We start from the raw sequence: 1,377 nt of genomic DNA on the forward strand, positions 1-1,377 counted from the left end.
CTTGCCGGCAGAGTTTTTGGCACGATCACAGAATTAAATCTGGAAGCCATCGGATGGTGCAACCGCCAGAACAGCATATACCATAAAGCAGTGGACTGTATCCCCTGTGAAAAGCATCAGGAAGACTGCATGGCTGTTGCTTCCGTATTAACAAAAACACAGGCACTTGCTTTCTATCTCTGTCCGGAAAGAAAAATTTCTTTCGATGGATTTGTCCATTATGAAGGGCGGCGCTTCGGCGTCCCATACTGGTACACCCAGAAGACCTGCAGAATCCGGAGAGATTCCTTTACCCTCTATATCTACGCATCCGATCTCAGCAAAGTCCTGACCACCCATGATGTTACCTGGATGAGAAGAGACAGTTTCTGCCGGGATCAGTATGTGACAGAACAGCCGGAAGAAGTCCCATCGATGCCGGTCAAAACCCGGATCTTTCAGATAGAGCCACCCAAACAGCACTCCGGATTTGAAAAATTCAACTTTGAGGAGGGCCTGTGGGATGAATGAATCAATACTTGAAAGAATCCAGTCCAGTGCAAAGGCACTGAAGATCGATCTTTATACAGCAGAACTGGCCAGCTATGCCGATGAAAAAGAACTTACGCCGGAAGCTCTGGAGGCAGTCTGCGGAGTTTTTGAATACCTGGAGCAGAAAAAATACGACTCCATGGTCCACACAATGCTAAAACTGAGCAAGCTTCCTATGAATGAGCCGAAAACCTTTGAAAGATTTGATTTCAGCCGGCTCCATGGAAAGCATGTGCAGTCACTGAAGAACCTCTCTTCTCTGTCCGCTCTGTATGCAAGAAAAAATCTGGCATTTATTGGGCCGCAGGGTGTAGGCAAAACTCATCTGGCCATGGCTTTTGGACGGGAATGCTGCCTGAAAGGATATAAGACTTATTTCTTAAGGGCAAGCGAACTCAACCAAAAGCTGACGGATGCAAGGAAACACGGCCGGGAGGGGGCTGTCATCAACGGGCTGGTAAAGCCTTCCTGCCTGATCATTGATGAGATCGGCAGGTGTGTGTTCGATAAAGAGAACACCCGTATGTTCTTTGATGTGATTGACCGCCGCTATAATAAAGATGGTCCCAGCACCATGATTTTTACCAGCAACAAGACGCCAAACCAATGGGGCGAATATTTCAGCGAAGATGATACACTGCTTTGTTCTTTAGACCGGGTTTTTGATGATGCCACTGTATTTATGATCAAAGGTGACAGTTACCGGGGACGCAAGCTGGAAACACTTGGTCTTGAGGCCGGTATCGCAAAACATACAGAATTTAAAAATGCGTAACTGTTAACAACATACATGATGCATTGGCGTTTTTAAATTGACTGAGATTGGCGTTTTTAATCCGACTCTGA

2 protein-coding genes are annotated in these 1,377 nt (G+C 46.4%); both read left to right on the forward strand.

Annotated elements, in window-relative coordinates; translation table 11 throughout:
* Positions 1 to 510 (forward strand): hypothetical protein (locus BKD12_RS17045; protein WP_330385638.1); only part of this gene is annotated, 510 nt, incomplete at its 5' end.
* Entirely contained in the window at positions 503 to 1,306 is an 804-nt protein-coding gene (locus BKD12_RS15685; RefSeq protein WP_070090295.1) for an ATP-binding protein, read from the forward strand. The genes BKD12_RS17045 and BKD12_RS15685, both read left to right, overlap by 8 nt.
* Positions 1,307 to 1,377: the final 71 nt, after the last annotated feature.

Source organism: Merdimonas faecis (assembly GCF_001754075.1).
Classification (GTDB): Bacteria; Bacillota; Clostridia; order Lachnospirales; family Lachnospiraceae; genus Merdimonas; species Merdimonas faecis.

What these genes read in the sequence shown, in the direction of transcription:
- BKD12_RS15685 (WP_070090295.1), top strand. Translation starts at nt 503, where the DNA reads ATGAATGAATCAATACTTGAAAGAATCCAGTCCAGTGCAAAGGCACTG.